Raw genomic sequence first — 26,374 nt, 5'->3', positions numbered from 1 at the left:
TCATTCCGCTGCAATTGCTTTGGGTTTGGGTTTTGCGCCGTGTTCGTATTCTTCAAGGAAATCAAGCACCTCTTGGCGGTACGTGTAGTAATCGGGATGTTCGAGCAGCGCCTTGCGCGTCCTTGGGCGGGGCAGGTTCACATCGGTGATTTTGCCAATTGTGGCCTGCGGTCCGTTTGTCATCATGACCACGCGGTCGGCCAAAAGAATGGCTTCGTCCACGTCGTGGGTGACGCAAATGGCGGTGACTTTGGTGCGCGACCAGACCTCCATCAGCACTTCTTGCAGCTCCCAGCGGGTCAGGCTGTCGAGCATGCCAAACGGCTCGTCCAAAAGCAGTAATTTCGGCGACAGGGCAAAGGCGCGCGCGATGCCGACGCGCTGTTTCATGCCGTTTGACAGCGACGCCGCCCCCTTGTTCATGCTGTCCGCAAGACCGACGCGTTCAAGGTAGTATTCGACCACATCCTGACGCTCGGCGCGGCTGGCTTTGGGGTAGACTTTGTCCACACCAATCGACACGTTTTCGCGCGCCGTAAGCCATGGAAACAGGTTGGGCGACTGGAACACGACCGCGCGTTCAGGGTCGGCCCCATCGACGTTCCAACCATCCAACCGGATCGCGCCTTTGGAAATCGGGTTAAGGCCGGCGGCCATCGTCAGCACCGTGGATTTACCGCACCCAGAGTGGCCGATCAGCGAGATAAATTCGCCTTTGTTCACTTTGAGATCAAAGTTTTCGACTACGGTCAGCGGCCCTTTTGGCGTCGGGTAGACCTTGTGAAGTTGTGAAAAATTCAGGAAACGGTCTTCGATTTGGCCCTCTTGGACCTTTGCAACTGCCGCCGGAACGCCGTGGATCGGTGTGACGCTGGGCAGGGTTTTGGTTTCCTCGACTTTTGCGGCGATCCCGACGTCCATCAGGTATTTCGTGACGGATGCGCGCAGGGTCTTGAACCCGTCATCGGTGTTCATCGCGATCCGGTCACGCGGGCGCGGAATGTGCACGGCGAATGGTGTACCCAACGTGCCGTCGGGGTTCAGCGGGATGATCCGGTCAGCCAGCAAAATCGCCTCGTCCACATCGTTGGTGATCAGGATGCAGGTCTTTTTGTCTTGGTCCCAAATCTCCAGGATTTCATCGGCAAGGTTGGCGCGGGTCAGGGCATCAAGGGCCGAAAGCGGTTCGTCCAACAACAACATTTCAGGGTCCAAGGCCAAGGCACGCGCCACGGCCACGCGCTGGCGCATGCCACCTGACAGCTCTGCGGGGCGGCGCGCAATGGCGTGGCCAAGGCCGACCATGCGAACGTAGTGATCGATTTTGGCTTGGCGCTGGGGTTTGGACAGTTTGGGAAACGCTGAATCAACCGCCAACCCGACATTTCCGCCCACGGTTAACCATGGCATCAGTGAGTAGCTTTGAAACACGAGGCCGCGTTCCGGGCCGGGCCCTTTGATCGGCGCACCTTTGAAGGTGATGTGACCCGTGTCAGGCACCTCGAGACCGGCAATCAGGTTCATCAAGGTGGACTTTCCCGTGCCGGAAAACCCGAGGATCGCCACGAATTCGCCCTCTGCGACTTCAAGGTTGATGTCCTTGAGGATCTCGGCGCGTTTGTCGCCTTCACCAAAGCCTTTGTTGACGTTTGAAAATGTAAGAATGTTCATGTCGATCACCGGTTTTCCGAAAAGGTGAACAAGGATTGCAGCGCGTACATGACGCGGTCCAACAAGAAACCGATGATCCCGATGGTGAACACCGCGACCATGATTTTGGCCAGCGATTGTGAGGACCCGTTCTGGAATTCATCCCAAACGAATTTCCCTAACCCGGGGTTTTGCGCCAGCATTTCCGCGGCGATCAAAACCATCCAGCCAACGCCCAAGGACAGGCGCAAACCGGTAAAGATCAGCGGCAAGGCAGAGGGCAGGACCAGTTTGGTGATCTTGGTCCACGTGTTCATTTTCAACACGCGCGACACGCTGATCAGGTCTTTGTCGATGCTGGCAACGCCAAGGGCGGTGTTGATCAGGGTTGGCCACAGCGAACACAACGTCACCGTGATGGCCGAGATCAGGAATGATTTAGAAAACATCCCGTCGTTGCTGGCGTAGACGGCGGACACGATCATGGTGACGATCGGCAACCACGCCAGCGGTGAGACCGGTTTAAAGATCTGGATCAGCGGGTTGATCGCCGCATTTGCCGTGGGCGACAGGCCCGCCGCGATGCCAAGTGGAATGGCGATGGCAGAGGCAATGACAAAGCCAAAGAACACGGTTTTAATCGAGGTCCAGATCTGCTGGTAGTAGGTGGGTTTGCCGGTGTAGGAGCGGTGTTTCACATCCTCGGGGCGGCCTGCCTCGACCAATTTGGCGTTGCGGACGTCTTGGCGTTCGTAGAACTTGGCCTCTTTGTCACGCTCGCGGATGGCGTCCGCATTCAGCTTGCCGACTTGTTCCCAGACTTGGGCGGGGCCCGGCACAGCGCCTAGGGACGTCTGCACTTTGGGGGCCAATGCGCCCCACGCCAGCAAAAAGATCGCAATTGCCAACAGCGGCACGCCCAACAGGCGCCAAATCTCTTTGATTTGGGCCTGCGGGTTGTCACCTGCGGCGGCCTTGAGGATCGGGGTCATCCATGACAGGCCAAAGACCTGAAACCATCCGTCGGCCTTGTTGATAAGGGTAAAGCGGCGGGTACGGCGGGCGTCTTGGGTCAGTGTATCTGTGTCGATCGCGGTCATGTGGGGCCTCGTTCAGGGCAAAGTTTTGGCGTTTTGGCAATCAGGTCGCGCAGGGCTGATTTGGCTAGTCGGTGATATCGCTGCCAACGACGGTCTGCGTGCCTTTCAGGCCAATCGGCAGGCTGTCGAGATAGGCGTTCGGCGCGCGCCCGTCATAGGCAATGCCGTCGATGATATCGCCCGCGGGTGTTGGTGCTTTGAAACCATCGCTGTCCCAAGGAAAGTCCGCCTGATTGGCCAAATCCTCGTCCACCAGCATGCGTGCAGCACTTAGATAGATGTCGGGGCGGTACACGTCTTTGGCCGTTTCAAAGAACCACGCGTCGGTGACCGGTTCTGCGATTTGGCCCCAGCGGCGCATCTGCGTGAGGTACCAGATGGCGTCGGAATAAAACGGATAGGTCGCGTTGTAGCGAAAGAACACGTTGAAATCCGGGGCAGGGCGGCGGTCGCCTTTTTCGAACTCAAAGAAACCGGTCATCGAATTCGCGATCACGTCTTGATCTGCGCCAACGTATTCAGAACGCGACAGAATTTCGACGGCTTCGGCGCGATTTGCGTTGTCGTTTTCGTCCAGCCAGATGGCCGCACGGATCAACGCCTTGGTCAAAGCAACCGTGGTGTTCGGGTTTTCCTCGGCGAATTCGGCAGTGATGCCAAAGACCTTTTCGGGGTTGTTTTTCCACATGTCATAGTCGGTGATGACCGGCACGCCGATGCCTTTGAACACGGCCTGCTGGTTCCACGGCTCGCCGACGGCGTAGCCAAAGATCGTGCCGGCCTCCATCGTGGCGGGCATTTGCGGGGGCGGTGTCACGGACAGCAAAACATCCGCGCCAATCTGGCCCGAGATGTCATCGGGTGAATAATACCCCGGCTGCAACCCACCTGCGGCCAACCAATACCGCAGTTCGTAGTTGTGGGTCGACACTGGAAACACCATGCCCATGTTGAATGCGATGCCCTGGTCTTTGTAATCCTCAACGACGGGCAGCAGGGCGCTGGCGCTGATCGGGTGCTGCGGGCGACCGTCCGCCATCTTTGGCACGTTCGGCTTCATCTGATCCCAAATGTCGTTGGACACTGTGATGCCGTTGCCGTTCAGATCCATGGAAAACGGCGTAATGATGTGCGCCTTGGTGCCATAGCCGATTGTCGCGGCCAGCGGTTGACCGGCCAACATATGCGCGCCGTCCAATTGCCCGTCGATCACGCCGTCTAGCAGAACTTTCCAGTTTGCCTGCGCTTGCAGGGTCACGAACAGGCCTTCGTCCTCAAAATAACCGTTTTCATAGGCAACGGCCAAAGGCGCCATATCGGTCAGTTTGATAAAGCCGAATGTTAGTTCGTCCTTTTCAAGGTCCAGCATTTCAGCCGCGACCGGGCTTGCAAAAAACACGCCGGAGGCGAGAAGGTATTTCAAAGTCATCATTATCAGTGTCCCTGTCAAAACGAAAAAAGCCGCCGACTGACACACGCGGGAGGGGCGTGTGCTTCGTCGAGCGGCTTTGCTCTGGTATTCTTAGGCCATCAACATTGTTGGCCGCGAGAACATCGTTGTTCTGAGATCAGGGTGACGGATGCGCGGGCCGGTCGCAATGCACGCCACCTTGCGGGCGCAGCATTTTTTGCTGCAATGCAGCGATTGCGTAAAAATTAGGCAATCAAGAGGGGGAAATGTCGAAACGCGCGCCGTCAAAAAACCGATCAGGGCCAAGAATCATCTGGCCGCGGGTGGATGCGACGGGCGTCGGCTGGTCCATCGCGCCTTCGGTTTTTTCAGAAACCTCGGGCAAATCGACACCCAGCGGTGAAAGTGCCGCGCGGTAGAGATCGCTGCGAAAGCAGTTGTGCGCGACGGTGCCAAAGGCGTTTTGATCAAAGTCATGAAGGGTCGCCAAACTGTCGGCGATCCATCTGCCCTGACTGCGCCACGGAAAATTCGCCGCCCCCGCATGAAAGGTCACAAACCGGTGGCAGTGTTTGGGGGCGTCGCCGCATCTGGTGGTGATCTGACCGCTCAGGGCAGGGTCAATCGCATGATCTGGCAAATCAAGGTGCTGACTGCGCGCCAGAATTTCTGTGGCCAGCGGGGTATTTTCGGGTTGTTCGAGCCATGTCGCAGCTTTGTAGACCGCGCGGATCATCGCGTGGCAGGTGTCTGGATTGTCCTGAACCCAAGCATGGCGCGCGCCCAACACCTTTTCCGGCGCAAATTGCCAAATAGCCTGAGATGGCAAAACCAGAACGGCGCCGCTTTGCTGCACCGCAACACTGCCCCACGGTTCGCCCACACAAAACATATCGAGCCGCCCGTCTTGGACCGCTGCGGCCATCTGGGGTGGGGGGATGGTTATGATTTCAACCCGAGCCGCGTTGAAACTAGGGTCACGCGTTAACCAGTAATCCAGCAACAACCGGTGCATCGAAAACGGAAAAGGCACGCCAATGCGCAAGGGCGCGGACCGGGCCGCAAACAGCGCGGCGGCTGTTGCTTTTGGATTGCCAAAGGTGGTGTTCCACCCCGTCGATTGCATGTCGCGGTCCAGCTGTGCAGACACGCCAATGACCGTCCCGTTAACCGCCAACACCATCAGCGCGTCGATCTGCGCCGGCATTCCGCCCAATCCCAACGACATGGCGATTGGCATTGGCGACAGCATGTGGGCGAAATCCAGATGCCCAAGCGCAAGCATATCGCGCAACGCCGACCAAGACGGTTGGCGCACCAGTGACAGCTCCAGCCCTTCTTCTGCGGCGAACCGTAATTCTTTGGCAATGATCAGGGGCGCGCTGTCGACAAGCGGAAGGTAACCACATTCAACATGGGTCTTTGTCATTGCAGCAAATCCGCGGCCGTGACCAACGATGTGGCAACATCAATCACTTTGCGCCCTTGGTCCATCGCGGTTTTGCGCATCAATTTATACGCGTCATCTTCTGAAATGCCACGGGCGCGCATCACCAGCCCCTTGGCCCGATCGATGGTCTTGCGATCTGACAACGCCCGTTTTGCGGCATCCAGTTCCGACTGCATTTTGGAAATCACCCGGAACCGCGCAATCGCCGTTTCAAGCACCGGTTTGATACGATCCATCCGCAATCCATTGACCACATAGGCGCTGAGGCCAGCCGCGATTGCGGCCTGCGTCATGGCTGCGTCTGTGTGATCGACAAACATCGCAACGGGGCGTTCTTTGGCCTGCGACACAAGGCTGATGTGCTCAAGCGTGTCTCTGTCAGGGTTCGCAAGATCAATCAAAATGATGTCCGGGTTTTGCTGTTGCAGGGTCTGGTCAAGCTGGGTGATCGTCGCGATGACAACCACTTCGGACCATCCGCCGTCCACCAGGGCATCATAGATGTCGCGGGCTTTGTTCGGGTCGGGTTCGACAACAAGGATTTTGAGATTTTGGGACACAGGCTGTAATATTCGCGTGGGTGCTGGGGTCTCAACAACAGTGAGCAGCAAAAGCGCCGGGCCCCTGCGGAGTGCGCAAATATTAGGCGTATCAGTTGGTTCGCGCGTAATTCCTTAGCACAAATCAGAGCGATCGCAGCGGTCAAATGACACGCGTACGGTGTTTTAGCGTGCTGGCGATGGCGTCTGCGCTACGGACAACGAAGTGCATATGCCCTCCTGTATTCAGGTGGCTATCTGCCGCAACTACCGAAATGACGGGCCCAGATCTCTGTCCTTGCTGCGTCGCGCACCTCGTAATCGTTTATGGCTTGCGACAGCGCGCCAACTTCGTCGGTTTCTTTGTCAGCGGCTATTTCTGTTAACCGCATCGTATACCAAGCTGTTATTCCGCCATCCGGTGCATCCGGGAATCTTGGGAACGATGGCTCTGACATTTGGTTTTTCCATCCACAGATTAGGAAGGTTCGGCTCAAGAACAAGCGCCCGGGCAAGACCTACGACATCAACCGTACCGCTCCTTACGACCTCTTCCGCTTGCGCCCGCGTTTTGTACCCGCCCGTTAGCATCAGCGGCTTGGAGGTTTTGGTTCTTGCACGTTTGGCAAACTCGATAAAATACGGGCCACGTCCCGCACCATCTGAGGCGGCTTTCACGCCGGGAAAATATGTCCGACCGCTAATGTCGATATGTCCAGACAAAGATCATTGTTTTGGGGACGAAAAAAATGTCCAAATCTGGCTGAAAAGTTCGCAGTTGCGCTTGTATTTCCTAGCTTTCACGCGGTAGACGTCGCGACGGAGATGTGGCCGAGTGGTCGAAGGCGCTCCCCTGCTAAGGGAGTAGGCCCGGAAGGGTCTCGAGGGTTCGAATCCCTTCGTCTCCGCCACAGACCAGTTTAAAATTGTTTTAAAACAAGGTGTTGTGAGTTTTTGGGCGAAATCGTCCCCCAATATACCCACCATGTTGTTGTTTGTTTGGGAGCGTTTGTATGACAACTGTAGTTTCGTGTGTGAACTTGAAGGGCGGGGTTGGAAAGACAACAATTGCTGTGAATTTTGCAGCCTATTGCGGTTCTCTTGGTTTCAAGACCCTTCTGGTTGACTTGGATCCACAAACTAACGCTACATTTTCGTGCATTTCACCAGAGACGTGGGACGCTCACGTGAAAGAGAAAGGCTCAGTTGCTGATCTCTTAGGCATGCGTAATCATACTAAGGGTGAAGGCAAGTCTATATCTGCCGCGGACGTTTTAGTCGCTGATGTGTTCGAGAAAGTTGACTTGATTCCTTCACATTTGGATCTTTTCACGATTGATTTAGACATCGGGTCAAGAGTATCTCGCGAAACGCTTTTGAAACGGGCGCTTAAGCCTGTGATGGACGATTATGACATTATCGTATGTGATTGCCCTCCTAACTTAACTCTGCCGACTCAAAATGCTCTTGCTGTTAGCTCGCACTTTGTAGTGCCGGTTTCACCGGATTTTCTGTCAAGTCTTGGTATCGCGTTGTTGCTGACAAGGGTAAATCGACTTGCAGATGAGCTTGACTGTGAAATCAAAAATGCAGGAATCGTGATGTCGAGGGTTGGCCGTCAGTCTCTTCATCGGTCGCAGACAACTGCGTCACTTCGTGAAGAGTTTGGTGGTTTGGTCATTGATACGGAAATTAAGGACAGGTCGGTTGTGTCTGAGGCGACGGCCCGGAACAAGTCGGTGTTTCAGATGGGGAACTCTGATGCTAAGAAGGAGTTTGAAGCTATGTCTGAGGAACTGTTGGCTAACATGGATTTGAAATGAAAACGCACGACTTCGCAAAGGCTCTGACCCAAATGTCACGGTTACTTCGGAAAATGCCGAATAGCCATATGGATGAGTTAGAGACAATACTAGCGCCACCGCAGGTCAAGAAAACGGCCGAGATTGCGGTTAGCTTGACAATGTTGGCATCCCTTTCAACCTATGGGAAGAAAGAATGGGAAGCTATAATTTCTGAGTATGCACTCCCAATCGAGCTTCGTCCTAAGGATGCCGCGCGTGATGTTCTCGGAAAGTTGCTTCGCTACCTTGAGGCAAATAGCGATGAGCGTGAACGCGTTTCGCGCGAAGCAAACCGAGGTAACACATCATCTGAACTGAATAGCGCGTTGAAATTCTTGTTAAAGAATGGCTAAAATTTCGGATGAAGTCCAAGTAAATTACAAAGGTTTGGCCGAAAGTACAAAGGCCAAACTTACCGCTAATTTGCTCTCACTTGAGGGAAAGAAGCCTTTGCTTGAGAGTTATGCTCGGCTGGCGGCGTTAAATGGGATCAAGCTGGATTTGATCAAAGACAAGTGGTCAGAACCAGCCGCACATTTTTTTGATGAGGCGCACAACGATGCACTGCTCTCACACTTTAACGCCTCATTCGGTTCATGGCGTCCAGCCCTTCAATCGCTTCGAAGTTTCTTTGAAAATACAATGGCTGCCATCTATTACGCAGAGCATCCCGTTGAATTAAAGAAGTGGGAAAAGGGAACATTTAGGATGGAGCCGCGAGAGCTGCGGGAGTATGTCGTAGGTCACCCTCTGATTGAACCTATCGCGAAGGAGAAGCAGGTCGATCTAAAGACAAGGCTAGACGGTGAGTATCGAGAACTATCATCCGCCGTCCATGGTTCCAAATCGATTTTTAGAATGACTGGGACAGATGGCAAACCGAATTTGGCAGATGTGGATTTGGCTAAACTGGGAAAATGGTCAGCTAGAGAACGGTCCACAGTCGATTTATGCGTCTTGATGCTGGTCGCAGTGTTTAATCAAGATTTGGATGGAACTAAACGTCAGCCTCTTCGTGGGGGATTAGCGATAGCACTCACTCCAAGCTCAAAGAAAGCTCTGAAATCGCATTATAATATACGTATCACGTGAAGGCGTTAGTTCAATCAGACTCGTTTTGCTCAGAAAAGTTGGATAGGTTATTAGATGTATTTCTCCCATTCTTCTTTGCCGAGAAGGTGCGCAAATTGTTCTATGAACAGGTGGTTCGCTTGGCCCTCGCACCATTCAATCTCAAACCGTTTGCGTTGATATTTCCGTTGCGACATTCCTTTGGGTTTGGGTGCTATCCAATTTGCCGTGCCAGCTTCCCCGCCCAGCGCACGCCTAAGCTTGTTTGCGCGGCGCAACATGCGGTCGTATCGCGGCTCTGACTGGCTAGTGTATGCAAGGTTATAGCAATGGCGACAGAGGAAGTATTTGCCGCCTGCATATAGCTTGGCAACGCGCCGATTGCAGTGCCGACCATTCACAACGCCGGGACAGCGAAAATAGGGGCGCTGACCGCCGTAATGGCAAGGCGTGTAGATGACTGGCACGGGCTGGCGAACAGTCTCCCAATCGCCACCGCCTTGGCGCACACGGTAGTCTAACATCAACTGACCTTGCTGGGCCTTAACATTGATGCGCGCCACTTCGTTGCCATCCTGCGACCAGATCCAGCTACCGCGCCAACCAGGGTTTAGTATCCCTTGACGGTGGCACCGATTGACGTCGAGCGCTCGACTGCCCTCAACCTTTTGTTTGTAGCTTGGTCGTCCTGAGCCATATCCGCCCATGTTCTGCACCTCATCTTTTTACGAAATAGTTTGGAAACCTTAGGGTGATTAAGTTGGCAGGCAGGTTCCAATCGATTGCAGCACAAAGCGAGTATTCTTGATGTTCATGCGTTTTCGGGTTATACGGGTTGAGGTTGGCCCGCCTCGCTAAAGGCGGACCCTCTTATTTTACCAGTGGTGCAGAACGTTTGTCGCGATTAGCACCAAGGTAGCCAAAGACACTGCTAGCAGCGGTGTGTCGATCCTCATTCCGTACTTTACACTTTGAGTTGGCCCTGTTTGGGGCCGGTCGGCGGCATTGTCTTTTGAATGGAACCAAAACCATATTTTCTGACGTGTGGTTGCGCGCATTGATGAAGGACCGGACTGGCGGACATTTTCTACGCGGGTAAATTCGAAACAACAAAGCTGGACCCGCCCCCTGTTAAAAATATGTGTGTTTAAACGCGCGGACCCAAAGCATTGTTGCGTGCGCAATATCTGTTCTGCCTAGAGGGGGTGTGGGGGTTTGACCTGCCCAGCGCCTTCCCGTTCACTAGGGAGTGGTTAGTATTAGTGTTCCATACTAGTACCCAAGGAAGTCGACAAAATGGCTCTGACGGGTATTCATACGGACCCACAATCGCGCTTTGGGTTCTGAGGCTGACCCATAGAACATTGCGACGGGTATTGAGGCTGACCGTGTTTTGTTTTTGCGCTCCAGTTGCGCCACTCGTTTGTGGGTGGCGTTTGGCCCTTCGGGGTGTCCATGCCCTTGGTTGTCAGCCGCCATTCATGCGCCTGCCTATGATACCAGTTGCCGGGGTTCACCAAGGCTATGAACCCTTTGTCCTGTAGTTCCTGAAATGCGCGCTGGGCGGTGCCTTTGCCAATGCCCAGCGCCTTGACCGCTTCATTCATAGACAAGCGCACATTGCCGTTGTTGCCGCCATTGTAGCGGGTATGCAGCTCAAACCAGACTTTGACAGCGGCCCCGGAAAGGGACCGCCATGCTGGAGACTTTAGTTGCGCGTACGGCAAAGGGATATATTGCCCCTCCGCTGAACGCTTGCCCTTGGGTCTGCTGCCCTTAGCCATGCAATGCGGCCTCCCCATAGGCTAAGAACGCGTAGGACCATGCGGCTGGCTCAGACAGCCCGTGCTTGCGCATGATACGACGCACGGCGCTAGGCGGGTTTTTTGTGCGCTTGCGGTTCATTGTGCGCCACCTTTGCCCAAAACAGTCACCTGGGCGTCACACGACAGCCTGTAGCGCGCGTGGGTGCCTGAATAGGCTCCCTCATGAGGTTCGTTCTCTGTTTCAATCGGTACGCCACATTTGCGCAGCGAATGGATATAGGCAGACAGGCGCGGTGCGGGGCGCTCGATAGTGGTAATGCCATGCGCCCCAGCCTCGGCCAGTTGGGCCATTGCCCAACCCATGCGGCCTTGGAATTTGAACGTGCGTGGGTGGCCGCTCAAAAAGAGCGTTACGGAAATATTCATATTGTCCTCATTGAATTGAGAGGCGCGACACGATAGGATTTAGGCTCTGACACTACCCAGCGCCCGCGCCAGTTTCGTTACTGCGTGGGCGTTGTTCTATTCAATCGTCGGGATTGCCGTGGGTCGCTGGGCAAGCCAAGCGTTGACGGCGGTTTCAGGCCAAGCGACAGCGCGCTTGCCGATGCGGATGGGGCGGGGAAAGTCGCCGGCGTCCATCATTGCATATAGGCTGGAGCGACTAAGGCCTGTCGCGGCTTCAACGGCTGGGCGGCGTAAGTGGTGTTCTGTCATTGCAGTTCCTTCAAATCATGACATCGCGCAAAAAGGTTTGCGACTCAGGTCTATTTTTGCGATTGAGGAACAATGAATAGGGTCGCTTCTACTATCCTGTTCCGGTTGCTTTGGCCGTTGGCGCGGTCGAGGCAACCACTTGAAAGTCCGCAAAATTCCAAGTTCTTCCTGAATATGACATAGCCTCGCATATTCTCAATCTGGATATCATGTGGATAACTCAGGTAATCCCAAATTGATCAACATGCGGTGTTTGTATGCAGTTGAATTGCTATATATAGTATTTTTTTGGGGAGAAAAGTTGAACTTTCTTGTTATCCACACAGGTACCCACAGGCCTGCAACAGTTATTGTCACATGCCAGCTTTCGAATATCCTCAATGTTTATTGACCGAATTGCACAACGCTTCGGTTTCGCGAATCACATTGAACCTGCCAACGGCCCATTAGTGTTCTACGTTTCTCAAAAAAGTCTGATCTGGCATACGCCGCCTCGGCCTTGTCTTTGACCGTATGAGCCAATGCTGCCTCGGATACATCGCGCGCTGTGTTGGTGCGTTCTTGGGTCCACGTCTTGAATGATGTGCGGAACCCATGCACGTCCACGTCAAAACCCAGCGCCTTGGTTAGCTTGGAAAGCGTCATGTCAGACAGTGGTTTGCCATGAACCGTGCCGGGAAAAACCAGCCCTTCGCCAGTGCCAAGGTTTTCGGCCTCCGCCAACAATTCGACAGCGCGTGGTGACAAGGGGACGCGATGTTCTTTCTTTGACTTCATGCGATGCGCTGGGCGTGTCCAGACGGCCTCGGCAAGATCAATCTCTGACCATTCGGCCAAGCGCACCTCACCGGACCGTGACGCGGTTAAAATGACCAGCTCCAACGCCAACTTGGTGGCCGTGCCAGCGTTTGAGGCTTTAAGTGCGCCCAGAAATTCAGGCACCTTGTCATAGGGCAGGGACTTGCGGTGCTGTTGCATATCGCCTTGTTTCGGCAAGGCTTGGGCAATCGCCTCCGCTGGGTTGTCTTGACGCCAGCCATTCGCAATCGCCCACTTCATTACGGTGCCGATCCGCTGGCGCACACGGCGCGCTGTTTCGGGCTTCTCCAGCCAGATGGGTTGCAACACTGCCAAAACGTCCGCTGTGCTGACCTCTGACACCTTTAGCTTGCCCATGCGGGGGAACGTGTAGGTTTGCAGTGTGCTAAGAAATTGCGCCGCGTGCTTCGGGTTGCGCCAAGTGGGTTCGTGGATTTTGTGAACTTTGCGCGCAGCTTCCTCAAACGACAGTAACGCGTCAGACGCGCGCTTGGCTTGCAATGGATCGCCACCCGCTCTTGCCAATTTGCGGTTTGCCAATGCCAGTTCACGCGCCTCTGCCAAGCTAACAAGTGACGCACTACCCATGCCAATCTCTGTTCGCTTGCCGCGTATCATTATGCGCTGAACCCAGCGCCGTGCGCCAGATAGATCGACCTTCAAAAGTAGGCCATGACCGTCGAAGTATTTACCGGGCTTTGTAACTGTGCGGACGAACGCCGCAGACAGTGCTTTTTCGGGGCGCTTAGATGGTGCCTTGGGTTCGATTCCCTGATTTTTGTCCGCCATTGCGTCCCCCATTGTTAACAGGAATATGGGGGACGGCGTTGGAGCTTACAAGACTTGGGGGTTTGTTAAGTTGCTGTTTTTTATGCAACTTAGGAACATTGTGGAACACGGTACGGCGGACTTCGTCTCCGCCACCTAACCCTTTGTTATTGCGACTCATTTTAAGGGGCAAAAATTAACGCCATTATGACGGGTTTTTAGGGCGAAATTGACGATTGCCCAATAGTTGCCCAGAATCTTGAATTGCCCGATTCCGCGAACTGGTTAAGGGTAGTTTGGTGTAGAGCGAGACCAATTGGTCACATCTCGCTTACAGATAAAGGTTTATAGGAATGAAACTAGCCTTAGCGCTCAGCATGATTAAAGTACCCTCAAGGAGTTTGCCTCATGTCACCACTATTCACGATTGGGTATGAAGGAGCGTCAATAGACAGCCTCATTCAAACATTGTTAGCAGTCAACATTAAGGTCTTAGCAGACGTAAGAGAGCTTCCACTTTCCCGAAAAAAGGGACTCTCTAAAAATGGACTGGCCGCTCGCCTCGATGAGGTTGGCATTGAGTATATTCACTTTAAAACATTAGGCGACCCTAAGGCTGGGAGGACCGCTGCAAAAAGTGGCAATTATGCTGAATTTGAGCGTATTTTCTCAAACCATTTAGCGACTGATAAAGCACAGGATGCCTTAGCTGAACTACTTAAAGTTGCAAATGAAAAGCTAACGTGCATGATGTGTTTTGAGAGATGTGCAAATGTGTGCCACCGCTCATATATTGCTGATCAAGCAGCGTTATCTGGTTTCGATATTTATAATCTGATCGCTGACGCACCGGAAAAGTACATTGCAAATGGTTTCGAAATCCCGCGTTACAATCCTCGTAAAAGCCTCACCGCAGCTGAGTGAATCTCACAATGAAACCGTTTGTTGCGCTGGCATAGATGACACAGGGAATTGGAAGCGTCTTTTCCCAATTCGGTTTAGACAGTTGAGTGATGAGCAGTCTTTCAAACGTTGGCAGAATGTTGAATTCGAGTACCGCCGACCTACTTCTGATAATCGAAAAGAAAGCTGTCGGGTTCACGAAGAAAGTATTACCGTTCTAGGAACGGTACAGTCTAGGTCCGAAAGATCTTCCATTGTCGGTAGAGCGGTAGTTCCTTCAGAAAAGTTTGCCACTGATAGCGGCGCATCCTTAGCGCTAATTCGTCCAACCAATACCCGACTGACTTGGAAACGAAGAACCCAAAATGATCTTGAAAAAGCGAAACTAAACTTCGAGAGAAAGGCTTCGCAAACTTCATTTCTAGACAAAGAGCTTGCTGCTTACGAACCTTGCCCATTCGTCTTTACAATGCATTACGACGACGCAGATGGCCCGCACAAAAAAACTTGCGCAGATTGGGAAACCGCCGCAGCGTTCTTCAACCTCTCAAAACAAATGGAAGAAGCCAAAGTCTTAGAGCATCTGCGAAAGACTTATACAGAGGATTATGTTGCAACAGGCTTAGTTTTCACTCTCGGGAATATGGCGAAACGTCCTAAAACATGGCAACTCATGGGGATTTTTCCAGCGAAAGAGCTTGATCAAAAAGAATTCTTTTAATTGTTCACCTTTACCATCAGATGAACACTTGGACGCTGCGATTGCCGATTGGCATGCGGGCGATATGGTCAAGGGCAAGTGGGCCACTGACTACACGCTCAAGCGGATCGAGGAACGTTTGCGGTTGCGCACCGGGCTGGATATCAAGGCCACATGGGTGCGCGACAAAGTAAAACAGCGCTTTGGTTCGGCCAAGCGCAACCCGGATTGAAGAGGAAAGCTTGGTGAAGAGGAATCAAGAGGAACTTGATAGACGTTGGGATGTCCACACCGAACGTCAGATAGCAATTTCAAAAAGTGGCGTTCTCGCTGTTACTGTTTTGAATAGTGGATCTTGGTTGGCTCTATTGAGTCAGACAGGCAAGTTGCAAGATTTTGCAATCGGCTGGGTACTCGGCTCTTGGGGGGCGGGTGCGCTTCTAGCCACACTCATTTGGATAGTTATGTTTCTGAATTCGCATGCGCAGATGCAGCACGATTTTGATCGAGAGAACAAAAGCCACGTTAGAAAATTAGATAAAAATCTAGTTTGTGGTGTGGTGCTGGCCGCTGCATCACTGTTCAGCTTTGGTGTTGGGGTTGTGATGCTTGCCTTGGCTTTTTCGTAAGCTTTGAAATCGAAGTCGACAATAGGGGGAAATTTGATAGCGTCCCAAGCAGGACGATCTGTTTCCATAGAAAACGCTGTACTTCGCAAACTTAAGCACTTGTATCCATCTGGCCGGCGACCTGAATACTATGACTCACACATGAAGGCTGCAATCCAAGAATATCGGAAGATGTTGATCGAAGCCTCTGCGCGCAGCGATGCGAGGGAATGCGCGATCAGGAGTGCTGAAATGCTCATCGTTCTCAAAGAAACTGCATTAACAAATGACGACAAATAGGAGAATTAGGTTTGAGTTCATTTATTGATCCGGCTACTACCGAAACACTTTTGCAAGTCGCGCGCTTGGTGATTGCGGGCGGAGCGGGTGGCTCGGCATTGGCTTGGTTGAACCATAGCTTGTCCAAACGGCGTTTGCTGCTGGAGGGATGGTTCGCAGAAAGGCAGTCCCAGCTTCTGCAATTGGCCCAACTAATGACCTTAGATGGTGATGATCCAACACACTCGGATCAGTTCAAGAGGGTAGCAGCTTCTGCGATGGTCTTTTGTGGGTCGGATTGTCGCAACAAGATTGTTGGGTACAGCAATCTGCTAGAAACGCGACTTTTTCTCCTTTTGGGAAGAGAGGTGCGTGAACCAATGGATAAGTTCAATCTTGAAGATATCGAAGCGAACCTTAGACCGAGCTTTGAGGAATTGTCGCAAGCGATCAGGCAAGAACTCCTACGGCAACCGCCTAGTAAACGATCACGCTTGACACAACTCAACTAAAAGGAGCCGATATGATAAATGCGTTTTTCAAGAAGGTGCGGATTGCCATATTCTTTACTTATGCAATCGTATTGACCTGCCCCCCGAAACTTCCCTCGTTTTAATGTAAAGTTTGCTCAACTTTCGAAGGAGCAAACAAATGCGACAGAGTCGTTTTACTGAGGCCCAGATTATTGGGATGATCAAAGAGCAAGAAGCTGGAATGCCAACGGCTGAGGTGTGTCGGAGACATGGCCTGAGCCCTGCGTCGTTCTACAAGTTCAAAGCCAAAGGTGGCATGAACGTTTCTGACACCCACCGCCTTAAATCGCTGGAGGACGAGAACGCCAAGCTGAAGCGTCTTCTGGCGGACACGATGCTCGACAATGTTGTGTTGAAAGATTTGCTGGGAAAGAACTGACGACACCGAATTTGCGACGGGCTGTAGCACGCAAGGCAATGCGGGATCATGATATCTCGCAACGTCGTGCGTGCAGGCTGGTCGGTGTCGATCCCAAGACCGTACGGCGCGACAAGCCGCCGGATAATCCAGAAGTTCGCGAAGAGATGAAGGCGATTGCCAGCAAACGGCGTCGGTTCGGCTATCGCCGGATTGGCGTGCTGTTGGAACGCAAAGGCATGATTATGAACCACAAGAAGCTGTATCGTCTCTACACCGAGGAAAAGCTGGGTGTCAGGCGGCGCAGAGGCCGTAAACGTGCGCGTGGATCGCGGACACCTATGCCCGTGGCTTTGCGCCCGGGCGAGCGTTGGTCGTTGGATTTTGTGTCGGACACGTTTGGTGCGTCTCGCAAGTTCCGCATGCTGGCAGTGAATGACGACTGCTGCCGTGAGAACCTGTGCCTGATGGCCGATACCAGCATCTCTGGCGCTCGGGTTGCCCGTGAATTGGACGCACTGGTGCGCGTCTACGGAAAGCCTGCTTGTATTGTCAGTGACAACGGGACGGAGTTTACCAGTCGCGCGATCCTGAAGTGGGCTGGCGATAGCGACGTGGATTGGCATTACATCGATCCGGGCAAACCGCAGCAGAATGGCTTCATCGAAAGCTTTAATGGCAGCCTGCGAGACGAGCTGCTGAATGAGGAGATCTTCGACACTTTAGATGACGCCCGCAGAAAACTGGCGCTTTGGCGATACGACTACAATCAGGTCAGACCGCACTCGTCTCTCGGGAACAAAACGCCCACTGAAGCGCGCCGGGCGCTTGAGCAACTTGAGGGCTCCGCGCACGACGCGCTTGCCCAAACTGACGATGAAGAATATGAAATCCAAACCCGCAAACTCTCGTTATGAATGAGGGAGCCTCGGGGGGCAGGTCACCTGCCTAAGGCCAATTTCCCTCTGTATTCAGTCCTTCCTAGAAACCTTGTGCCCTGTTGCCGAGATTGCAATTCCGAAAAGCTGAATGCTTACGCCGCGACGAAAGGGGGGCAAGCCCTCCATCCATATTTTGACGGTGATCATTTCTTCACTACTCAATGGGTTGTCGCAGATGTGGTAGATGGTGCTCCTCCTGTCGTGGAATTTCGAGTGGCACCACCACCTCACTGGCCTCTAGATGATCAGCGAAGGGTTATAGCTCATTTTGAGGAATATGGATTGGCAGAGAAGTTTGGGAGGGAAGCGGCAGCAGACTTACCTGAGACGATGCACATGCGAAGAACAATAATGCAAAATCTTAGCCCAATGGAGTTTTCTGGTCATTTGATCGAGAGAAGCACGAGTCTACATTCCCCCATTAACAATTGGAGGAGGGTCATGTTCAGGGCGCTTGGTCAGTCAGTTTGGTTCTGTTCGCAACCGTTTGTTTAGCTACAGGGTGGATCTCATCGGCACTGACTTTTGCGGAATTGAAATTTACCTAATTCCCACTCTCAACTGCTGACATTTGAGCGCGCGGTCAGTACTGACGCTGTCTATGCACCACGTTCCGGCCAATCTTCGGGGATCAATTTTTGTCCGTTTTCCTTTGTCCAGCGTTCGACCGTTGCATCAACATATCGGTCATCATTTGCCATATATGCATGTTCGATTAATAGAACTTGCAGACCAGATGCCCTAGCTGTTTCATTAAAGATGAAATCCACAATCTGGCTCATGGCGCGCCGGTCGTCGTCATCTTTCATTTCGCTAAGGTCCCGCTCATCTTTAGCTTTTTCGTCTTTGGGATAGTAGGGACGACTGATCTGGTCGATCACCAACAAACCCGGAACCGGCGACGAAACCTGCTCGAAGTGCTTGTGGAGGCCAAATAGAAGCGCCAAATGTATAGCAAGATAATTCTGATCGGAGCCGACTTCGACCATATTCAACGAGCGCTGTCGCACAGCCTCAATGATCTTAACTTTCCCATCGGCTAGAAACTGCATCCGAGCACCACTTAAAGGCTGGGTAGAAGGTAATTGTGCCAGCATTTCGGACGAGTAATTTGACACCATATTTTCAGCGTGTGCAATCTTCTCGCGAAGCGCCTGCGGGTCAACTAAGTCACGTAATACTTCAATCTGACCACGAAGGTTGCCTAAATCGACTGTAGGCTGACGGAAGTCCTCCACAGTGGTATCGAGGAATTGCTCTACCCGTCCAATAGTCATTGCACGTGCTTGTGCGACATCAGCTGCACGCTTGAGAGTATCATTTTGCTGTATGGTGGCTCTGATTTGACGCTCAATCTCTTGAATGCGAGAGTTCGTCGACTTCAACTCAACCTCTGCCTGTTCTAGTTGTTCTATCAGTTCAGGTGCCACCTGTTGGACGGACGCCACCTCTTGTTCAATGATAGTTAAAGAGCTGGAGATGTTCTTTGCGATCTCAGTGCCAACTTCGCTTGGGCTTTGACAGACAGGGCAGACGCCTGCGTCAAGGCTTAGATGCTTAACAAGACCGAGCTTTTGATGTTGGCCATAAACAGTGGTTTCAAATCCAGAAGAGTCTTTAACTAGCGCACGCAAAGCATTGCGTTCTGCGCGTTTTGTCGCTGCCAACCGCACAGTCTGCTTGCGTTCTTCTTCAAGTGGACCAAGTTGATCACCAAGTTCAACATCCGTACGGTTGATATCAAAACTCGTTACCTGTCGAAGTAGATCCAGTAACTCTGGCTCTGTTGCATCAGACCTAGGCGCGTCATTCAGTCCAACTGTCGAGGACTGAGTGAGGAGTGCTATCGCTCTTTCGGTGACCAACGAGCGACTCTTTTGTTGACTTTTCTGCTGACGTTCCAACCTGCCATAGGCGGCTTCAAGCTGCCGTAGTTTTCGTTGATTTAATACAGTTTCTTGATCAACAGCCTGCAAGAAATAGGGCATAGTCGCTTTCAGATCACGCACCTTGTCCGGATCGTCGAAGTCATGCAAAAGCCTAGAATTGCTTACTATCACATCAGCAGTGAGATATAGATAGGGCGTGATGTGTCTGACTGTGGCCTTCCCAACAGCCCATTTTTCATCAGTGTCGGCGTCTTCGATGTCTGCAATCCTAAATGCTCGTTCGATCATTTTTCTAGCCGAAGCGCGCGGTGCAGGTCCTTGCATTTCATCAAAGGTGCCGGGTAGTTGTAGTCCTGCCCCAGTTCGCACAAACATCTTCTCGGTACCTTGGCCCTCATCAGGGACGATACGTCCAACCAGAAGATCGATCTCGCCGTTGGTCCAGTGAACCGCTACGCCAACGGAACGTCGTCGAACAAAGTATGGAAGTTCACAACTTTTGGAACCTAGGCAATAGTCAATTGCGGCGATTATCGCTGATTTACCTGTTCCCGAACGACCTGTGACAATCGTAACATTATCTGGGCGCACATCTAACGTCCGTCGTCGCCCGCCAGCCCCAAAGAATGCGACCTGCACAATGTTCCAACGGCTCATGGGTTCACCTCTAACGCTGAAAAGATTAGAGCTGGGCCGCCAACCTTAGACATCCAGCCTCCGAGGCGTTCGGCGCGGGCTACAGCCTTTTGGGGGTCATTAGGCAGTTTGCTCTTGGTATTTTCAGGTGGTTTAGGAGCTATCCCAATAGACAACGTTCCATCTGAGTTAATGTTTAATACCTGACTGTGCAGCGCAGCCCGTAGGCCCGTAGCAGTCACATCTTTTGATTGTCCAACATCTCTTTGCAAGCCTACCCTTATTTCTGGGAAGCGGTTTAACCATGCCAAAAATCCAGTTGTGGTTCTGGTTGACGAAAAGCTTGCTTCAAGCCTACCGGACATTGCGATTGGGATAGCGAGATAACTCAGGCTAAAATGTGGATATCTGTCGTGGCCATCAGATAACCTTTCGAAACCGTCGTGGCCTGTACTGGCAGAGTAGCTCTTAACAAATCTATACAATAAAAAGGACACGAAAGCGGGGTTTGTCTCAGCGTAGAGATCGTAGCTCATAGTCATGTCTTGAATCCCAATTTTGTAAGATACTGGGGATGCCACCCGACACGGCCTTGGATAGATAGAACCTGATAACTTCCACGCACGTAGAAGGGAGAGGTTATGGTGGTCTCAATGTCGCCAACCTTAGAAGCCGCATCTTCTAGCACCCACTTCAACACGCTCAGGCCCTCCAACTTCAATGATTTGTCGTCATCGTCATCTGCGTTTTCACAAGCGATTTCGTGTTGATATTCCCATTCTAGTATCAGCTTTTCATCGTAGTCTACGATTTTGCTATGCTTTGATGGTGCTTCTTTCGACCATTCGGAACGTTGATTTCTGGCTTGCCATTCTGAGATGCGCGCGCGCTTCAGCATTGGAGGCGTCGCATCGACCAGATCGCATTGCTTGGCCAACATTTCATCGGTGTAATATACCTTTGGAGGTTGTTTGCTGCTGAAGCTGTCCATCAGCGTTTCGGATTGGAAGGCGGCGCTGGTCTCTGATAACTGCTCTAGAATTTCGTGGCGAGAGATGAAGCGACTTCTCTTTTTTTCGAAAGAGCGTAGGACTTGGTTGTCCCACCATTCATAGATCTTACGTGAAAGGGCCTCTCTCTGCTTTGCCGGGTACGTATCCAATCGCTTTGCGAGCAGCTCTTCCAATTCGTCAATTTTTGGTGCTTCAGGTCGTAACGTGATCTTTGACAGCAACCCTTCTTTTTCTTTGTGTGACAGCAATAAGAACGCCTCGGCACCGGCTGATCTCTTTGCATGGGGTTTGCTTTTTTTGGCTAACGCTGCCGCCTTTACCTCCTCCACCACACGTTCAGCCTCGGCAATGAGTGCGATCAGAAGAGCCGCGCGATCTGAATCTGCGGACTGTAGGCATCTGAGTAAAGAGTTTTTTGCTAAGGGCGCAACGGTGATCAATGCAAAGCTGGTGTTGGCCAATTCGATAGAGGGTAATAACTCAGCCCAAATTCTTAGTGTGGTCCACAGATTGTCAGACTTAATATCAATTGGCTTTGGTTGATCCGCGAAAGAGTGCTTAAGTTGCTCAAGCAGGTCTGAATCATTCGTTGAAAGCTGCACATCATCGAGAGCTTCAATTGCAACTGAAGCCTCGTCATCTTTTGTGTCAAATAATTCTAGCAGTGCAAAGCGTTCTTGGTATCGAAACCCTAATGCCGACGCGGTCGCGTCGTGCACAGAAATCGGTAGTTTTACATTCATTCAAACAATCACCCCAAAAAGTCATTGATTTCAAGCTGCACGCCTAGGTTTAAATTATCAAGTGGTAAGTAATCATGGCGAGAGGGTGATACAAAAGCGGTTCGGGCGTGGGCTGTACGACAGGAGGTGATGCTCTCGCTCTATTCATTGGTCGTTTGAGGCCGCAGCCGTTGGGGGAATGTATCCAGAAATTGTGTCGCTACCCCTTGGAATATTCCGGCCAAGCAACCACCTCAACGCCATGCATTTTGCTTTATCTGAAAACAGACGTATCGAAGCGACACCCAGAGCTGCCGGTGTCTGCCCCGGCTGCGGTGCAGAAATGTTGGCGCGTTGTGGAACAAAAAAAGTCTGGCATTGGGCACACAAGGGGCGACGCCATTGTGATCGGTGGTGGGAAAATGAGACACAGTGGCATCGCGATTGGAAAAATAAGTTCTCATCTGACTGGCAAGAAATCCCGGCGCGCGATGCTCACGGAGAATTACATATCGCTGACATCAAAACCCCTGAGGGTCTCACAATCGAGTTTCAACATTCCGCGATTAAGCCGGACGAAGTTGTTAAGCGCACGACATTCTACGATCAAGTAATCTGGATCATTGACGCCACCCGCCGACCAACTGATGCGAAGCAATACGCGCAAATGCTGGAATATAGCTACTCTGAGCGATTTGACGGTGTCGATATCCATACTGTTTATGTTGAAGAAACACGGCTCCTCAAAGAATGGGGATCGCTGGGACGGATTGTTGGGTTTGACTATGGCGGTGATAACTTGTGCTTACTCACAGCAGCCCAAGGACGCAGACGATACCTGTTCGACTTCCCCAAGGCAGAGTTCGTACAGTCGATTATCGAAGGAAAACCGCTGCCTCGTGTCCAGTTTGGAGAGCCGGTTCGAAGCCGATACCCTCGTCGTAGGCGGTTCTAACGGTGGATAAGTGGCGACGTTGCATAATGTGATTCAGCGGCAACTCGAAAATGTCACAAGTGATTGTTTTTATTATATACCTTTCTAACTCATGGACAATCCGGCACTCGCCTCCGTTGCCGCAGGATATCGCTGAGATTTGCTACTCATTTTGCTACACAGCGCGAAATGTGAGGTTCCACATTATTGATATATAACAGACACTTAGCTCAGTATTAGAATTTTGATCGTCGGACTTCGTCTCCGCCACCCATCTAACGCGTTGATTTAAAATGATTGTATCGCACCGAAAGTGTCCGAAGTAGGGTCCGTAAAGGGGTCGCATCCTCGGATGATATGCGCGTTTGAATTGGTTGCGTGGAAGGTCAAACTGCTTTCGAGTAGCCGATAAGGAACGCGGGCCTAGATGTTGTTGCGTATTGTAAAAAGCGACAAAAACTAAGATAAAGCGCTGATTTACAAAGAACCTTTCAAAGAAAGAACGCCATTGTCGCTGTATGATGATCCAGAGAAAGTAAGGGGTGAAGAAGCTGATATTGCTTATTTTATCCCGGTTCACAATGGTGCCAAGCATCTCAAGGATGCTCTGACGTCTCTCGCAGAGCAGACCTTGGCCCCGCACAAGGTTTACATCTTCGAGAACTGTTCAACTGATGATACCGTTGAAATCGCACAGGACTTCGTTGATCGTTATCCGAACTTCGAACTGCATCCAGCATCTGAATTCCTTTCTGCCAAAGAGAACTTTGACCGCGCCTACGCCCATGTCACAAAGCGGCACGCATTCTTTGCAGCCCTTGCGCATGACGACGCACTTGCGCCCAATTTTGTCGAAGTTCTGTATGAGATGTTGGTGGCCAATCCAAAAGCGCTGGTGGCAGTAGGGGATGTCGTCAAGATCGGTGAGACAAATGACGAACCCGTTGGCGTCGACCCCGCCATTTTGGACAGCAAACAATACGCAAACCCTAAGCGTGGATTTAAGCGGATCGTCTTTCCGGCATCGTGGTACTACGGCATTTATCGGGGGCAAATGGCGCGCGATCTGATGCTCAGCTCTGCATCAGAATTTCCCCATCTGTGGGCCGGTGACAGAATGCTTACGCTTCATTTTCTGCTGCGGGGCCAACTGGTCTATTCACCCAAAACACATTTCAGGTGGCGCGCGGGCTCTGATTCCTTTCGCGCCTACGCAGAAAAACGCGCGATTAAGATGCTCAAGCGGCGGGTAAAATACCACGCGATCCTGTGGTCACATCGCCGCTTTATACAGCCTGCGACTCTGCGGGCACGAATTGCCTATTGGTTCTTATGCTATCACACGGCAGCCAGCGACACCTACCGGTTGGAGCCGCTGCTGTTGGGAAAATACCGCAAGTATCACCGCCGCTAGGTATCGGATGGCGCACCTTCCAACGGCATCGCACCTACAAAACCGCCCTCACTGAGCACTTTTCTGTCGCGCGATTTTGCATAGATCCTACGGGTGAGCAGCCGATTGCCCTCTTTTTTCAAACGAAATCCCAGCGGGCCCTTATTCGTGGGTTTATTCACTTTCGGATCAGCGAGGCGTTCACTTCGCGTGATTTCTGCTGGGGGCGTTTCGTCAGCTTGGCCAGGGGCCCAAACATGTTGAATACCGATCGCCGGGCAGAGCTGGTAAACACGCAAGCCTTCTCGTGGTGTGAACAGGAAATCATCAAGATGATCTGAATAAAGCTCGGCCTCGTTCAACAGTCGCTGACAGGCTGATCTGCTCAGAATGTAGGCCGCGGCGCTGGCAGTCGTTTGCAGCATAGGACGCACTTGGACATTGCCGATGTCCTGCAAGGGGCCAAGGTACATTTTCTGCGGTGTGGTATCCAGCCTGATCACATCGAAGTCGTCGCAATGCTGTACTAACGTCAAGATCCGCTCGGAGGCAGATGGCATTAAAAGAACGTCATCTTCGAACACCACACCATATGGCTCGGCCCCTTGCGCAATATGCGCCCACAAAAGACGGTGGCTTTCAAAGGTCGCCAATGCACTTTGGGTCAGCTCCCAGCGACGGCCATGCCCGGGCTTGTAGCCTTTTGGGCGTTCAAAATCTGGGCTAGCGGCATCAGTTGCAGACCAACGGCGGACATTCTTGATGCCATGTTTTTCAAAATGACGTAGCATGTAATCTTTCCGAATATCGCTACGATCAAGGTTGATGAAAAAGACGTTCATAATTTTTCTACTAATTCTGTTTTCTACGCGTTCTGTCATGCGGATGGAAATGCTCAAAGGGCACAAACTTGACGACCAGCAGAACTTCTATTCAATCTTCGGCGGATATTGTTGACACAAAACAACGCCTCGACGCGCAGACCTTGCCTGTAGTCTCATTGCTCTTAACCTGTGAAAACCATCTGAGAGAAACCTCTCTCAACGTATTTAAGCACACCTGAATACTGTTCGGAACTGCTTATGGAGAACTAAGAGGTATTTACGGACCAAAATGTGTCATTTGGGCTTTCTCAAAGCGCAGTGGCCACGCGATTCAATCACGCCCAAAAACCTTTGCGCGGTGGTTCTGCTGTGTCTCACATTGGCCTGTCATCAGCGCCATAAGCTGGCGGCGCGCTGACGCAGTATAGGGCTTCGTCCATTGAACCGATGGCCAAAGATGCGTTCACTGCATTTGGTTGATTTCTGTTGCCGCGCATTTTGTGCTGTGGATGAGAATCGTGAAATTCAAACCAGATAAACTACGCCAACGATTTACTGACGTGTCTGCGTCTCCGCCATTTTCTGTGAATCCATCGTGCACGCAGGGATTCTTAGCAGGGTGGCGCATGCAGGCCGTTGTTTGAGCAGCGCAAGCCGTCTATCGCGGCTTTTAGGGCGTCGTGGTTGCTTGGGTGCTGAGCGTAGACCAGATAGGATGGTCGGTTCAGAACCGGTGCGTCTGTTACTACGTGTAGCAGGTTATTTTGAATGTCGCCTGACACATAAGCGCTTGGCATATATGCATAACTCTCACTGACGCGAAGATATTCCAGAGCGATTTCGCCGTAGCCGATGTTCATGTTGGACACTGCAAATTCGGGCAGCTTTTCCTGGTGCTCTTCTCGATATCCATAGCTCCAGTCGACAAAGACGTAGCCGTTCGGATCACAGGATTTAAAATGCCGCTTTTTGCGCGACACCATCACCAGTTCGTCTTCCATGAAGGGTTCGACGACCAGCTCTGGCACTGCGGTTGGCATGTGGGTGATGGCCAGATCAAGAACACCTTGGGACAGATAATCAACCAAGCGTTCAGAATAATCGGCCTCTACATGCAAGGACAAATCAGGATGATGCTTCTCCATCCAGACCAGCCAATCGGGCATAAATCGACGCCACATTGTCATGTGCAAACCCAGCCCGATCGTCTTTTTGGGGTTCGCAGAGCGCACCATTTCTTGGCGACCCTGTTGCCAAAGTTGCCGCATGGAGGCTGCGTATTTGTAGAATTTTTGACCGGCTTCGGTTAACAGAACACCGGACGGCGTACGTTCAAACAGTTTAACATCAAGGCTGTTTTCCAGAACTCGAATGCGCGCACTGACCGTCGATTGTGTCAGGTTGGATTTCTCTGCCACACGGCTGAAATTCCCTGTCTCTGACAGCAACAAAAACGTATTGAGAGTTTCTATATTCATGGGGTTTCACGACCAGCATGGGTTCAGG

27 protein-coding genes and 1 tRNA gene are annotated in these 26,374 nt (G+C 52.0%); 12 read left to right on the top strand and 16 right to left on the bottom strand.

Annotation, left to right across the window (positions count from 1 at the left end):
• The 5 genes from ACFIO0_RS10060 to ACFIO0_RS10040 form a co-directional block, all read right to left on the bottom strand.
• Positions 1–1,671, bottom strand: coding sequence for a nitrate ABC transporter ATP-binding protein (locus ACFIO0_RS10060; protein WP_390915202.1), 1,671 nt, complete (start codon positions 1,669–1,671; stop codon positions 1–3).
• A 5-nt stretch (positions 1,672–1,676) separates the two neighbouring features.
• On the bottom strand, positions 1,677–2,750 hold the full coding sequence (locus ACFIO0_RS10055; protein WP_390915201.1) for an ABC transporter permease subunit: 1,074 nt from the start codon (positions 2,748–2,750) through the stop codon (positions 1,677–1,679).
• Between the two features lie 64 nt (positions 2,751–2,814).
• A complete protein-coding gene (locus ACFIO0_RS10050; RefSeq protein WP_390915200.1) occupies positions 2,815–4,182 on the bottom strand; it encodes an ABC transporter substrate-binding protein in 1,368 nt (455 codons plus the stop codon).
• Positions 4,183–4,414: 232 nt separating this feature from the next.
• Positions 4,415–5,590 carry an ABC transporter substrate-binding protein gene (locus ACFIO0_RS10045; protein WP_390915199.1) on the bottom strand — a complete coding sequence of 392 codons (1,176 nt, stop codon included), beginning with the start codon at positions 5,588–5,590 and terminating at the stop codon, positions 4,415–4,417.
• Entirely contained in the window at positions 5,587–6,171 is a 585-nt protein-coding gene (locus ACFIO0_RS10040; RefSeq protein ID WP_390915198.1) for an ANTAR domain-containing protein, read from the bottom strand. Before ACFIO0_RS10040 ends, ACFIO0_RS10045 begins: the two co-directional genes overlap by 4 nt.
• 800 nt (positions 6,172–6,971) lie before the next feature.
• Here ACFIO0_RS10040 and ACFIO0_RS10035 point away from each other — a divergent pair.
• The 4 genes from ACFIO0_RS10035 to ACFIO0_RS10020 all read left to right on the top strand — a co-directional run bounded on the left by ACFIO0_RS10035 (position 6,972) and on the right by ACFIO0_RS10020 (position 9,086).
• Positions 6,972–7,061: transfer RNA gene (locus tag ACFIO0_RS10035), tRNA-Ser, on the top strand.
• 102 nt (positions 7,062–7,163) lie between these two features.
• Complete coding sequence (locus tag ACFIO0_RS10030; RefSeq protein ID WP_390915197.1) at positions 7,164–7,973, top strand: AAA family ATPase; 810 nt, start codon at positions 7,164–7,166, stop codon at positions 7,971–7,973.
• The gene (locus ACFIO0_RS10025) at positions 7,970–8,347 is read left to right on the top strand and encodes a hypothetical protein (protein ID WP_390915196.1); all 378 of its coding nucleotides are present in this window, start codon (positions 7,970–7,972) and stop codon (positions 8,345–8,347) included. Before ACFIO0_RS10030 ends, ACFIO0_RS10025 begins: the two co-directional genes overlap by 4 nt.
• Positions 8,340–9,086, top strand: coding sequence for a hypothetical protein (locus ACFIO0_RS10020; protein ID WP_390915195.1), 747 nt, complete (start codon positions 8,340–8,342; stop codon positions 9,084–9,086). Before ACFIO0_RS10025 ends, ACFIO0_RS10020 begins: the two co-directional genes overlap by 8 nt.
• Before the next feature lie 50 nt (positions 9,087–9,136).
• On the opposite strand, the gene ACFIO0_RS10015 is transcribed toward ACFIO0_RS10020, so the two are convergent.
• The 6 genes from ACFIO0_RS10015 to ACFIO0_RS09990 all read right to left on the bottom strand — a co-directional run bounded on the left by ACFIO0_RS10015 (position 9,137) and on the right by ACFIO0_RS09990 (position 13,156).
• Positions 9,137–9,772: a hypothetical protein gene (locus tag ACFIO0_RS10015; protein ID WP_390915194.1), complete on the bottom strand. Its 636-nt coding sequence runs from the start codon at positions 9,770–9,772 to the stop codon at positions 9,137–9,139.
• A 606-nt stretch (positions 9,773–10,378) separates the two neighbouring features.
• Positions 10,379–10,672 (bottom strand): hypothetical protein, encoded by a 294-nt coding sequence (locus ACFIO0_RS10010; protein ID WP_390915193.1) that lies wholly within the window; start codon positions 10,670–10,672, stop codon positions 10,379–10,381.
• A 169-nt stretch (positions 10,673–10,841) separates the two neighbouring features.
• A complete protein-coding gene (locus ACFIO0_RS10005; RefSeq protein WP_390915192.1) occupies positions 10,842–10,970 on the bottom strand; it encodes a hypothetical protein in 129 nt (42 codons plus the stop codon).
• The gene (locus tag ACFIO0_RS10000) at positions 10,967–11,257 is read right to left on the bottom strand and encodes a hypothetical protein (RefSeq protein WP_390915191.1); all 291 of its coding nucleotides are present in this window, start codon (positions 11,255–11,257) and stop codon (positions 10,967–10,969) included. Before ACFIO0_RS10000 ends, ACFIO0_RS10005 begins: the two co-directional genes overlap by 4 nt.
• 96 nt (positions 11,258–11,353) lie before the next feature.
• Positions 11,354–11,548: an AlpA family phage regulatory protein gene (locus ACFIO0_RS09995; RefSeq protein WP_390915190.1), complete on the bottom strand. Its 195-nt coding sequence runs from the start codon at positions 11,546–11,548 to the stop codon at positions 11,354–11,356.
• Positions 11,549–11,932: 384 nt separating this feature from the next.
• Positions 11,933–13,156: an integrase arm-type DNA-binding domain-containing protein gene (locus tag ACFIO0_RS09990; protein ID WP_390915189.1), complete on the bottom strand. Its 1,224-nt coding sequence runs from the start codon at positions 13,154–13,156 to the stop codon at positions 11,933–11,935.
• A gap of 387 nt (positions 13,157–13,543) precedes the next feature.
• On the opposite strand from ACFIO0_RS09990, the gene ACFIO0_RS09985 reads away from it, so the two are divergent.
• The 6 genes from ACFIO0_RS09985 to ACFIO0_RS09960 all read left to right on the top strand — a co-directional run bounded on the left by ACFIO0_RS09985 (position 13,544) and on the right by ACFIO0_RS09960 (position 17,433).
• Positions 13,544–14,059: a DUF488 family protein gene (locus tag ACFIO0_RS09985; RefSeq protein WP_390915188.1), complete on the top strand. Its 516-nt coding sequence runs from the start codon at positions 13,544–13,546 to the stop codon at positions 14,057–14,059.
• A gap of 82 nt (positions 14,060–14,141) precedes the next feature.
• The gene (locus tag ACFIO0_RS09980; RefSeq protein ID WP_390915187.1) at positions 14,142–14,759 is read left to right on the top strand and encodes a hypothetical protein; all 618 of its coding nucleotides are present in this window, start codon (positions 14,142–14,144) and stop codon (positions 14,757–14,759) included.
• A 28-nt stretch (positions 14,760–14,787) separates the two neighbouring features.
• Entirely contained in the window at positions 14,788–14,970 is a 183-nt protein-coding gene (locus tag ACFIO0_RS09975; RefSeq protein ID WP_390915186.1) for a hypothetical protein, read from the top strand.
• Between the two features lie 13 nt (positions 14,971–14,983).
• Entirely contained in the window at positions 14,984–15,367 is a 384-nt protein-coding gene (locus tag ACFIO0_RS09970) for a hypothetical protein (RefSeq protein WP_390915185.1), read from the top strand.
• 290 nt (positions 15,368–15,657) lie between these two features.
• The gene (locus ACFIO0_RS09965; protein WP_390915184.1) at positions 15,658–16,137 is read left to right on the top strand and encodes a hypothetical protein; all 480 of its coding nucleotides are present in this window, start codon (positions 15,658–15,660) and stop codon (positions 16,135–16,137) included.
• A gap of 139 nt (positions 16,138–16,276) precedes the next feature.
• Positions 16,277–17,433, top strand: a protein-coding gene (locus ACFIO0_RS09960; protein ID WP_390910992.1) for an IS3 family transposase whose coding sequence is annotated in 2 segments (ribosomal slippage) — positions 16,277–16,523 and positions 16,523–17,433 — 1,158 coding nt in all. Because the reading frame shifts where the segments join, the coding sequence is not laid out codon by codon here.
• Between the two features lie 623 nt (positions 17,434–18,056).
• Here ACFIO0_RS09960 and ACFIO0_RS09955 read toward each other — a convergent pair.
• Genes ACFIO0_RS09955 through ACFIO0_RS09945 form a run of 3 tightly spaced genes read right to left on the bottom strand, consistent with a single transcriptional unit; the run spans position 18,057 to position 21,738 of the window.
• Positions 18,057–20,003, bottom strand: coding sequence for a DUF3732 domain-containing protein (locus ACFIO0_RS09955; protein WP_390915183.1), 1,947 nt, complete (start codon positions 20,001–20,003; stop codon positions 18,057–18,059).
• Entirely contained in the window at positions 20,000–20,518 is a 519-nt protein-coding gene (locus ACFIO0_RS09950) for a three component ABC system middle component (RefSeq protein ID WP_390915182.1), read from the bottom strand. The genes ACFIO0_RS09955 and ACFIO0_RS09950 overlap by 4 nt, the downstream gene beginning before the upstream one ends.
• 2 nt (positions 20,519–20,520) lie before the next feature.
• Positions 20,521–21,738 (bottom strand): ABC-three component system protein, encoded by a 1,218-nt coding sequence (locus ACFIO0_RS09945; RefSeq protein ID WP_390915181.1) that lies wholly within the window; start codon positions 21,736–21,738, stop codon positions 20,521–20,523.
• 241 nt (positions 21,739–21,979) lie between these two features.
• On the opposite strand from ACFIO0_RS09945, the gene ACFIO0_RS09940 reads away from it, so the two are divergent.
• The gene (locus tag ACFIO0_RS09940) at positions 21,980–22,672 is read left to right on the top strand and encodes a competence protein CoiA family protein (protein WP_390915180.1); all 693 of its coding nucleotides are present in this window, start codon (positions 21,980–21,982) and stop codon (positions 22,670–22,672) included.
• A 487-nt stretch (positions 22,673–23,159) separates the two neighbouring features.
• Positions 23,160–24,065, top strand: a complete 906-nt coding sequence (locus tag ACFIO0_RS09935; protein WP_390915179.1) for a glycosyltransferase — start codon at positions 23,160–23,162, stop codon at positions 24,063–24,065.
• On the opposite strand, the gene ACFIO0_RS09930 is transcribed toward ACFIO0_RS09935, so the two are convergent.
• Together ACFIO0_RS09930 and ACFIO0_RS09925 are read right to left on the bottom strand one after the other, a co-directional pair.
• Positions 24,062–24,925 (bottom strand): glycosyltransferase family 25 protein, encoded by an 864-nt coding sequence (locus tag ACFIO0_RS09930; RefSeq protein ID WP_390915178.1) that lies wholly within the window; start codon positions 24,923–24,925, stop codon positions 24,062–24,064. The two genes, ACFIO0_RS09935 and ACFIO0_RS09930, sit on opposite strands and share 4 nt — an antisense overlap.
• Before the next feature lie 554 nt (positions 24,926–25,479).
• Positions 25,480–26,346, bottom strand: coding sequence for a LysR family transcriptional regulator (locus tag ACFIO0_RS09925; RefSeq protein WP_390915177.1), 867 nt, complete (start codon positions 26,344–26,346; stop codon positions 25,480–25,482).
• Positions 26,347–26,374 lie beyond the last annotated feature (28 nt).

Origin of the sequence: Pseudosulfitobacter sp. SM2401 (assembly GCF_042932805.1) — a bacterium.
Classification (GTDB): Bacteria; Pseudomonadota; Alphaproteobacteria; order Rhodobacterales; family Rhodobacteraceae; genus Ascidiaceihabitans.
The sequence above is the reverse complement of the archived record's forward strand: the minus strand, read 5'-3'. Positions and strand labels throughout refer to the sequence as shown.

What these genes read in the sequence shown, in the direction of transcription:
- ACFIO0_RS10020 (WP_390915195.1), top strand. Translation starts at nt 8,340, where the DNA reads ATGGCTAAAATTTCGGATGAAGTCCAAGTAAATTACAAAGGTTTGGCC.
- ACFIO0_RS09940 (WP_390915180.1), top strand. Translation starts at nt 21,980, where the DNA reads ATGCATTTTGCTTTATCTGAAAACAGACGTATCGAAGCGACACCCAGA.
- ACFIO0_RS10005 (WP_390915192.1), bottom strand. Translation starts at nt 10,970, where the DNA reads ATGAACCGCAAGCGCACAAAAAACCCGCCTAGCGCCGTGCGTCGTATC.
- ACFIO0_RS09945 (WP_390915181.1), bottom strand. Translation starts at nt 21,738, where the DNA reads ATGAATGTAAAACTACCGATTTCTGTGCACGACGCGACCGCGTCGGCA.
- ACFIO0_RS09925 (WP_390915177.1), bottom strand. Translation starts at nt 26,346, where the DNA reads ATGAATATAGAAACTCTCAATACGTTTTTGTTGCTGTCAGAGACAGGG.
- ACFIO0_RS10060 (WP_390915202.1), bottom strand. Translation starts at nt 1,671, where the DNA reads ATGAACATTCTTACATTTTCAAACGTCAACAAAGGCTTTGGTGAAGGC.
- ACFIO0_RS10025 (WP_390915196.1), top strand. Translation starts at nt 7,970, where the DNA reads ATGAAAACGCACGACTTCGCAAAGGCTCTGACCCAAATGTCACGGTTA.
- ACFIO0_RS09930 (WP_390915178.1), bottom strand. Translation starts at nt 24,925, where the DNA reads ATGACAGAACGCGTAGAAAACAGAATTAGTAGAAAAATTATGAACGTC.
- ACFIO0_RS09995 (WP_390915190.1), bottom strand. Translation starts at nt 11,548, where the DNA reads ATGACAGAACACCACTTACGCCGCCCAGCCGTTGAAGCCGCGACAGGC.
- ACFIO0_RS09955 (WP_390915183.1), bottom strand. Translation starts at nt 20,003, where the DNA reads ATGAGCCGTTGGAACATTGTGCAGGTCGCATTCTTTGGGGCTGGCGGG.
- ACFIO0_RS09950 (WP_390915182.1), bottom strand. Translation starts at nt 20,518, where the DNA reads ATGAGCTACGATCTCTACGCTGAGACAAACCCCGCTTTCGTGTCCTTT.
- ACFIO0_RS10030 (WP_390915197.1), top strand. Translation starts at nt 7,164, where the DNA reads ATGACAACTGTAGTTTCGTGTGTGAACTTGAAGGGCGGGGTTGGAAAG.
- ACFIO0_RS09985 (WP_390915188.1), top strand. Translation starts at nt 13,544, where the DNA reads ATGTCACCACTATTCACGATTGGGTATGAAGGAGCGTCAATAGACAGC.
- ACFIO0_RS10055 (WP_390915201.1), bottom strand. Translation starts at nt 2,750, where the DNA reads ATGACCGCGATCGACACAGATACACTGACCCAAGACGCCCGCCGTACC.
- ACFIO0_RS09990 (WP_390915189.1), bottom strand. Translation starts at nt 13,156, where the DNA reads ATGGCGGACAAAAATCAGGGAATCGAACCCAAGGCACCATCTAAGCGC.
- ACFIO0_RS10015 (WP_390915194.1), bottom strand. Translation starts at nt 9,772, where the DNA reads ATGGGCGGATATGGCTCAGGACGACCAAGCTACAAACAAAAGGTTGAG.
- ACFIO0_RS10045 (WP_390915199.1), bottom strand. Translation starts at nt 5,590, where the DNA reads ATGACAAAGACCCATGTTGAATGTGGTTACCTTCCGCTTGTCGACAGC.
- ACFIO0_RS10010 (WP_390915193.1), bottom strand. Translation starts at nt 10,672, where the DNA reads ATGAATGAAGCGGTCAAGGCGCTGGGCATTGGCAAAGGCACCGCCCAG.
- ACFIO0_RS10050 (WP_390915200.1), bottom strand. Translation starts at nt 4,182, where the DNA reads ATGATGACTTTGAAATACCTTCTCGCCTCCGGCGTGTTTTTTGCAAGC.
- ACFIO0_RS10000 (WP_390915191.1), bottom strand. Translation starts at nt 11,257, where the DNA reads ATGAATATTTCCGTAACGCTCTTTTTGAGCGGCCACCCACGCACGTTC.